Source organism: Pseudomonas sp. W2-17 (genome assembly GCF_041060445.1).
Classification (GTDB): domain Bacteria; phylum Pseudomonadota; class Gammaproteobacteria; order Pseudomonadales; family Pseudomonadaceae; genus Aquipseudomonas.
The window spans coordinates 142,024-149,678 of the sequence record NZ_JAUFNS010000017.1 but is presented as its reverse complement, the minus strand read 5'-3'; the positions used below and the strand labels follow the sequence as shown (position 1 = coordinate 149,678).

Sequence of the window (7,655 nt, the reverse complement as noted above, 5' to 3'; positions counted from 1 at the left end):
AAGCTCACTCCCACAGGGGGGTGTCTGCTGCAACAACGCGTGGTGTCAGAAGACGCTGCAGATGTCTCTGCTGAATACGGATTGTGGGAGCGAGCTTGCTCGCGAATAGGTTGGTACATCCACGCCATTTTCAGCGGCTGGAATGCCGCTTACGTGAGCAAGCTCACTCCCACAGGGGGGTGTCTGCTGCAACAACGCGTGGTGTCAGAAGACGCTGCAGATGTCTCTGCTGAATACGGATTGTGGGAGCGAGCTTGCTCGCGAATAGGTCGGTACATCCACGCCATTTTCAGCGGCTGGAATGCCGTCTTCGTGAGCAAGGTGGAGCGCCACCCCGGTCACTCCCACATAGCCAAGGGGTGTCGGGCAGCTTTGTTTAGCGATGCAGCACAAACTGCCCGACGAATTCGACTGCCGTTTCTTCTGATCCATCAGCCACGATTCGGGTGTGCAGCGTCAGGCGCGCACGGCCGCGTCGGTGGTAGAGCTTCACGAATTTCTCCCAGCTCGCTTGATCCGGCGCATCGCAAATGGCGACGCCATCGCGGGTGACCGGCAGGGGATAACTGATCAGACCGTCCTGAATCACGATGTGCCCGTCGTCGATCCCGGCTTCCTTGAGCCGCAAGTACAGCCAGCCCCAGCCCGCCAGTACCGCGCCGCAGTACAGGCTGCCGCCGAACAAGGTGTTCTTGTGATTGACGTTGGGCGCCAACGGCAGGTGCAGACGGAGTTGGTGGTCTTGCCAGCCCAGCACCTTGACGCCCATCTCCCGTGTGAGGGGAATGTCCCGGTGCAGCACCGCTTCCAGGCCTTCAGCGGAAAGACAATCCCGATCAGTCATTGTCGTCGGACCCCGCGCCGTTGAAGGTCAGCCCGTGCTTGCGCAGTTTGTCGTGCAGGGTTTTGCGTGGCAGGCCCAAGGCTTCCGCGAGGCTGCGGACCGAGCTGTGCGGGCGGGTCAGTTCGGCGGCGATCAATGCTCGCTCAAACGCTTCGACCTGCTCGCTCAGCCCGCCATTGGACGTCACCAGATCCGGCTGCGCGGCGCCTTCCAGTTCCAGCTCAAGGCCCAGGGCGAAACGCTCGGCGGCGTTCTGCAGTTCACGCACGTTGCCCGGCCAGGTGTGACGCAGCAGCAGCGCCCGGTGCCCCGGCTGCAATTCATGCCGGGGCAGGCCGTGGCGCAAACTGGCGGTGTCGGCGAAATGCTGGAACAGCACCAACGCGTCTTCGCCACGCTCGCGCAACGGCGGAATGCGCAACGGCGCAACGTTGAGCCGGTAGTACAAGTCGGCCCGGAAACGCCCTTGATCCGCCGCCTGGCGCAGGTCTTCTTTGGTCGCCGCGATCACCCGGATGTCCAACGGGATCTGCTGATTCCCGCCCAGCCGCTCAACCACGCGCTCTTGCAGCAAGCGCAGCAGCTTGACCTGAACGTCCATGCTCATGCTTTCGATTTCATCCAGAAACAGCGTGCCGCCGTTGGCGAATTCGAACTTGCCGATGCGGCGCTTTTGCGCGCCGGTGAAAGCCCCAGACTCGTGGCCGAACAGCTCGCTTTCCACCACCGACTCGGCCAACGCGCCTGCGTTGATCGCCACGAACGGACCGTTACGGCGATTGGACAAGTCATGCAGCGCGCGGGCGACCACTTCCTTGCCCGCGCCGGTTTCGCCAAGAATCAACACGTCAGCCCTGGTCGCGGCCAGCGCGCCGATCTGATCGCGCAGGCGCTGGATGGGGGCGGATAACCCCACCAGTCGCGTGCTCAGTTGCTGACGATCGCTGAGCTCGAGCCGCAAACTCCGGTTGTCCAGCACCAGCCTGCGCAGCGCCAAGGCGCGCCGTACGCTGTCGAGCAGTGCGTCGCTGGCGAAGGGTTTTTCCAGAAAATCGTAGGCGCCTGCACGCATGGCCTGCACCGCCAGCGGCACGTCGCCGTGGCCGGTGATCAGCAACACAGGCAAGTCCGGATCCTGGGCGTGCAGCTGGTGGAGCAGTTCGAGGCCGTCGATGCCCGGCATGCGAATGTCACTGACGATCACTCCCGGCCAATCACGCTCGATGCGCGCTTGCAGGCCTTTGGCGTCGCTCAGCGGCAGGATTTTCAGGCCGGCGAGATCGAGCGTCTGGCTCAGCGCCTGACGCAGGTGCGGGTCGTCGTCGATCAGTACCACCTGAATGCGGCTGTCGATGGCCTCGGTGCTCATGCAGATAAGTCCTCAGACGGTTGAAGGTTGACGCCCGAGGCGCCGGTGCGCATCCGCAACGTCAGCAGCGCACCGCCTTCCGGGTGATTGGCGAACAGCAGCTCGCCGCCCAGTGCGCGCATCAGCGTATCGCAAATCGCCAGGCCCAGGCCGAGTCCCTGGGTGCGCGTCTTGGTGGTGAAAAATGGCTCGCGGGCATGCTCCAGCGCCTCTCTGGAAAACCCCGGGCCGTTGTCGCGGATGTACAGATTGACGCCCTCGGCGTTGTACTCGGCGCTGATCCACAATTTGCGCGGCGGGCCTTTCTCGGTCAGCGCATCCAGCGCATTCGCCAATAGATTCCCCAGCACCTGACGCAGCCGCGTCTCGCCGGCCTGTACCCACAAGGTCGCGGCGGGCAGGTCACGAATCAGCTCCACCTCCATCCCGCGCCGACGCTTGGCGAGCAGGGCCAGCGCATCGTCCAGCGCCGGCTGCAAAGCCACGCTTTCAGGCGCATGCCGGTCACGCCGTGCGAAGGCGCGCAGGTGCGCAATGATCGACGCCATGCGCCCGGTGAGTTCGCTGATCAGCTTGAGGTTGCCGCGGGCGTCCTCGGTGCGCTGGTGATCGAGCAGCACTTCGGCGTTCTCGGCGTAGCTGCGAATAGCCGCCAGCGGCTGGTTAAGTTCATGGCTGATGCTCGCCGACATCGTGCCCAGCGCTGACAGCTTGCCGGCCTGAACCAGTTCGTCCTGGGCGCGAAACAGCTCTTGCTGCGCTTGCTCGCGTTCGAGAACTTCCTGGCGCAGTCGCTGATTGACGCCTTCCAGATCGCAGGTCCGCTCGGCGACTCGCACTTCCAGCTCCCGGCGCGCCTTGGCCTCGAAGTTGATGCGATCCAGATAATGGCGGCGGCGCTGCATCATCAGCCCCAACAGAAGCATCAGCACCAGCAACGCACCACCGCCAATGGCAACCACCGTCCGCACCGGCCTCGATACCAGCATCTGGGGGGCGAGGATGTTCACGCTCCAGCCGGTCTCGTCGATCTGCTGGGTTTGCTTGAGCCAGCCGTTTTCATCCAGCTGCAGCGGGCGCGGATCGCGGGTCGGGTAGGGCTGGATGGCGACGATGGCCTGCTTTTCTTCCTCACTGAGCGGCCGCGTGGCGCGGAAACGCCAGGCCGGGTTGGAGGTCAGGATCACCACGCCGTTGTGGTCGGTGACGAGCAACTGTTCCGGCGTCTTGCCCCACAAGGTTTCAGTGAGGTCCAGGTCGACCTTGACCACCAGCACACCGATCACAGTGTCGCCGTCGCGCACGGCGGCTGCGAAAAAGTAGCCGCGTTTGGCTGACGTTGTGCCCAGACCGAAAAAGCGGCCGAGATTGCCAGCCATAGCGTTACTGAAATACGGGCGGAAGGCGAAGTTGCGGCCAACGAAGCTGTCGCGCTTGTCCCAGTTCGATGCGGCGAGGGTGTCGCCGTTCGGGGCCATCAGGTAGATCACCTCGGCGCCGGTCTGCCGGGCGGTGTTCATCAGCAGCACGTTGGCCTGGGCTTGCGCCCGTTTGTCCTGGGGGTTCGCCAACATGGCGCGCAGCCCGGGCAGGTCGCCGAGAATCTGTGGCAGAACTTCATAGCGGTGCAACGTGCCCAGCAGGTTGGCGACGTACAGGTCCAGGGTCTGGCGATTCTGGCTTAGCAGCTCATTGCGGTAATAGTGTTCGGCCAGGCGTTCGAGCGGCCACAGCAGCGGGGCGAGGATCAGCGCCAGCAGGGCAAGGCTGCGCCAGCGAGGGCGGCGGGGAAGGGCGTTAGTGCTGATCATGAAATCGCCGGTGGGTTCGTTGCGATATAGGGCGGCTGCGGATGAATCTGTATTCCGCAGCCGCTCAACATCGAGTCGGCCCATTATGCCTACCGCTGCTGCGCTAAGCACTCCAGCAACGCATCGTGCCAGTCCGGCTGGCTGACGCCCCATTCGCGCTGCAACAGGCTGCAATCCAGGCGTGAATTGAGCGGGCGTGCGGCCGGCGTCGGGTAAGCGCTGGAAGCAATCGGCTCAAGGGTCGCGCAGGGTTTGCCGCTGTTGACCAATTGCTGACCAATGGCTTCAGCGAAACCGAACCACGACGTTTCGCCGCTGGCCGTCAGGTGATAAACACCCCAGGCGCCTGGCGCACCGTCACGCCAGCGTTCAATCAGCGCAGCGGTGCTGGCGGCGATGGTACCGGCCCAGGTGGGCGCGCCGATCTGGTCCACAACGATCGACAGCTTCTCGCGCTCCTGCAACAAGCGCTGCATGGTCAGCAGAAAGTTGCGCCCGGTCAGGGAGTACACCCAGCTGGTGCGCAAAATCAGGTGCTGCCCGCCCGCTGCGGCAATCGCGCGCTCGCCTGCCAGCTTGCTGCTGCCGTAGACGCCCAGCGGATTCGGCGCGTCGGATTCGACCCACGCACCCTGCTTGCTGCCGTCGAACACGTAATCAGTGGAGTAGTGAATCAGCGGAATGCCCAGTGCGGCAGCTTCTTCAGCAAACACACCGGGAGACGTCGCGTTGATGGCAAAGGCCAGGTCCGGCTCGCTTTCGGCCTGATCCACTGCCGTGTGGGCGGCGGCGTTGATGATCAGGTCCGGCTTGATGTCGCGAACCACCGGGCGGATGGATTCCGGCTGACTCAAGTCCAGCTGATCACGCCCCAGCACGATCAGCTCGCCCATGTTCTGCAGGCGTTGCTGCAGCGCCTGGGAAACCTGGCCGTGTTGCCCGCTGATCAAAATGCGCAGCGGCGCACTCACGGGAACAGGTCCGCGTCTTTCAGGAGCTTGCCGACCTGATCCTTGGCCGACAATTGAGGTGCTTCGCCCAAGCCCCAGTCGATGCCCAGCTCAGGATCGTCCCAGCGAATGCAGCGCTCGGCCGACGGCGTGTAGTAGTCGGTGGTCTTGTAGAGGAACTCGGCGTAGTCGCTCAACACCACGAAGCCGTGGGCGAAACCCTTGGGAATCCACAGCTGGCGAGCGTTTTCGGCAGACAGCTCCAGACCGAACCACTGGCCGAACTGCGGCGAGCTGCGACGGAGGTCGACAGCGATGTCCAGCACGCTGCCGACGGTCACGCGTACCAGTTTGCCCTGTGGGTTGTCGATCTGGTAGTGCAGCCCGCGCAGGACACCTTTCTGCGAGCGCGAGTGATTGTCCTGCACGAACTGATCGGCGACGCCGGTGGCCTCGGCAAAGGCCCGGGCGTTGAAACTTTCATAGAAGAAGCCACGCTCATCGCCGAACACCTTGGGTTCGATGATGAGGACTTCAGGCAACTTGCTGGCAACCACTTTCACTGACTTTCCCCTGCGATCTTGAACAGGTACTGACCGTAGCCGGTCTTGCCGAAATAGTCAGCCCTGTTCAACAGGTGGGCGCGGTCGATCCAGCCGTTCTGGTAGGCGATTTCTTCCAGGCACGCGACCTTCAGGCCCTGACGGTGCTCGATGGTCTGCACGTATTGCGACGCGTCCAGCAGGCTGTCGTGAGTACCCGTATCGAGCCAGGCGAAGCCGCGGCCGAAGCGCTCGACGCGCAGATCGCCGCGCTTGAGATAGGCGTTGTTGACGTCGGTAATCTCCAGCTCGCCGCGCGGGGACGGCTTGACGTCCTTGGCGATCTGAATGACTTCGTTGTCGTAGAAATACAGACCGGTCACGGCGTAGCTGGACTTCGGCGCCTTGGGCTTCTCTTCGATGGACAGCGCGTGGCCGTGCTCATCAAAGTCGATCACGCCGAAACGCTCCGGATCCTTGACCCAGTAGCCAAACACGGTCGCGCCGGAGGCGTTGTCCGCCGCACGCTTGAGCTGTTCGCTGAAGTGCTGACCGTGGAAGATGTTGTCGCCGAGAATCAGGCACACCGAGTCATCGCCGATGAACTCTTCGCCAATCAGGAATGCCTGCGCGAGGCCGTCCGGCTTGGGCTGCTCCTCGTAATGAAAGCGCACCCCGAACTGACTGCCGTCACCCAGCAGCGCCCGGTATTGCGGCAGGTCCAGCGGCGTCGAGATGACCAGAATGTCCTTGATCCCGGCCAGCATCAGCACCGAGATCGGGTAATAGATCATCGGCTTGTCGTAGATCGGCAACAGCTGTTTCGAGACCCCGAGAGTGATCGGGTGCAGGCGCGTGCCCGAGCCGCCGGCCAGTACAATTCCTTTAGTCATGCGATCAGTTCCTTCACGTTGGTGCCCAGGCGTTCGCCTTTATAACTGCCGTCTTGCACGTTGCGGCACCATTCAAGATTGTCGAGATACCACTGCACGGTTTTGCGCAGGCCGGATTCGAATGTCTCTTCCGGTGTCCAGCCCAGTTCGCGCTCGATTTTGCTGGCGTCGATGGCATAGCGCATGTCATGGCCCGGGCGGTCGGTCACGTAGGTGATCAGGTCCGCGTAGTGGGCCACGCCTTTGCGCTGTTCAGGCGCCAGCTCTTCGAGCAGCGCGCAGATGCCGCGCACGACGTCGATATTCTTCTGTTCGTTGTGGCCGCCGATGTTGTAGGTCTCGCCGACCTTGCCCTCGGTTACCACCTTAAGCAATGCGCGGGCGTGGTCTTCGACGAACAGCCAGTCACGCACCTGCAAGCCGTTGCCGTACACCGGCAGCGGCTTCCCGGCCAGAGCATTGAGAATCACCAGCGGGATGAGCTTCTCGGGGAAGTGGAACGGGCCGTAGTTGTTCGAGCAGTTGGTGACGACCACGGGCAGCCCGTAGGTGCGCTGCCAGGCGCGAACCAGATGGTCCGACGCCGCTTTGCTGGCCGAATACGGCGAGCTTGGCGCGTAGGGCGTCGTTTCGGTAAACAGATCGTCCACGCCATGCAGGTCGCCATACACTTCGTCCGTGGAGATGTGGTGGAAGCGGAAAGCTGCGCGCTCGGCTTCAGGCAAGGTCAGCCAATAGCTGCGGGTCGCTTCCAGCAGGCTGTAGGTGCCGACAATGTTGGTCTGAATGAACTCCGACGGGCCGTCAATCGAACGGTCAACGTGGGATTCAGCCGCCAGGTGCATGATCGCGTCGGGCTTGAAGCGCGCGAGGACTTTGCTCACCGCAGCCTGGTCAACGATGTCTTCTTGCACGAACTCATACCGAGTGTTGTTCGCAATCCCCTGCAGCGACTCAAGATTCCCGGCGTAGGTCAGCTTGTCGAAATTGAGGACGTCGTGATCGGTGTTGTTGATCAGATGACGGATCAGCGCAGAGCCGATGAAGCCGGCGCCACCGGTAACAAGTATTCGCATGGATAAACCTTCTTCCCTGGAAAGACGTAAGACGATAGAGGCGTAGGACGATGGAGCATAGCTTGTGGGGCCTTGCTGACTGACGCAAGGAGCAATCCGCCAACAAGCGATGAAATTAATTGATGGCCCATGGCAATCAGCGCCATTAAACCGCCGCGGGTGTTTCACGG

At 62.6% G+C, this 7,655-nt stretch carries 7 protein-coding genes; all 7 read right to left on the bottom strand.

Annotated features, from left to right (window positions below; genetic code table 11):
* Positions 1-376 precede the first annotated feature (376 nt).
* Positions 377-844 (bottom strand): YiiD C-terminal domain-containing protein, encoded by a 468-nt coding sequence (locus QWI20_RS20620; protein ID WP_369306999.1) that lies wholly within the window; start codon positions 842-844, stop codon positions 377-379.
* On the bottom strand, positions 837-2,213 hold the full coding sequence (locus QWI20_RS20615) for a sigma-54-dependent transcriptional regulator (RefSeq protein WP_369306998.1): 1,377 nt from the start codon (positions 2,211-2,213) through the stop codon (positions 837-839). Before QWI20_RS20615 ends, QWI20_RS20620 begins: the two co-directional genes overlap by 8 nt.
* Positions 2,210-4,024, bottom strand: a complete 1,815-nt coding sequence (locus tag QWI20_RS20610; protein ID WP_369306997.1) for an ATP-binding protein — start codon at positions 4,022-4,024, stop codon at positions 2,210-2,212. The genes QWI20_RS20615 and QWI20_RS20610 overlap by 4 nt, the downstream gene beginning before the upstream one ends.
* A gap of 89 nt (positions 4,025-4,113) precedes the next feature.
* Positions 4,114-4,995, bottom strand: a complete 882-nt coding sequence (gene rfbD / locus QWI20_RS20605) for a dTDP-4-dehydrorhamnose reductase (RefSeq protein ID WP_369306996.1) — start codon at positions 4,993-4,995, stop codon at positions 4,114-4,116.
* Positions 4,992-5,537 (bottom strand): dTDP-4-dehydrorhamnose 3,5-epimerase, encoded by a 546-nt coding sequence (rfbC, locus tag QWI20_RS20600; protein ID WP_369306995.1) that lies wholly within the window; start codon positions 5,535-5,537, stop codon positions 4,992-4,994. The genes rfbD and rfbC overlap by 4 nt, the downstream gene beginning before the upstream one ends.
* A complete protein-coding gene (rfbA, locus tag QWI20_RS20595; RefSeq protein ID WP_369306994.1) occupies positions 5,534-6,409 on the bottom strand; it encodes a glucose-1-phosphate thymidylyltransferase RfbA in 876 nt (291 codons plus the stop codon). Before rfbA ends, rfbC begins: the two co-directional genes overlap by 4 nt.
* Entirely contained in the window at positions 6,406-7,485 is a 1,080-nt protein-coding gene (gene rfbB / locus QWI20_RS20590) for a dTDP-glucose 4,6-dehydratase (protein WP_369306993.1), read from the bottom strand. Before rfbB ends, rfbA begins: the two co-directional genes overlap by 4 nt.
* Between the last annotated feature and the right edge of the window lie 170 nt (positions 7,486-7,655).

What these genes read in the sequence shown, in the direction of transcription:
- QWI20_RS20620 (WP_369306999.1), bottom strand. Translation starts at nt 844, where the DNA reads ATGACTGATCGGGATTGTCTTTCCGCTGAAGGCCTGGAAGCGGTGCTG.
- rfbB (WP_369306993.1), bottom strand. Translation starts at nt 7,485, where the DNA reads ATGCGAATACTTGTTACCGGTGGCGCCGGCTTCATCGGCTCTGCGCTG.
- QWI20_RS20610 (WP_369306997.1), bottom strand. Translation starts at nt 4,024, where the DNA reads ATGATCAGCACTAACGCCCTTCCCCGCCGCCCTCGCTGGCGCAGCCTT.
- QWI20_RS20615 (WP_369306998.1), bottom strand. Translation starts at nt 2,213, where the DNA reads ATGAGCACCGAGGCCATCGACAGCCGCATTCAGGTGGTACTGATCGAC.
- rfbA (WP_369306994.1), bottom strand. Translation starts at nt 6,409, where the DNA reads ATGACTAAAGGAATTGTACTGGCCGGCGGCTCGGGCACGCGCCTGCAC.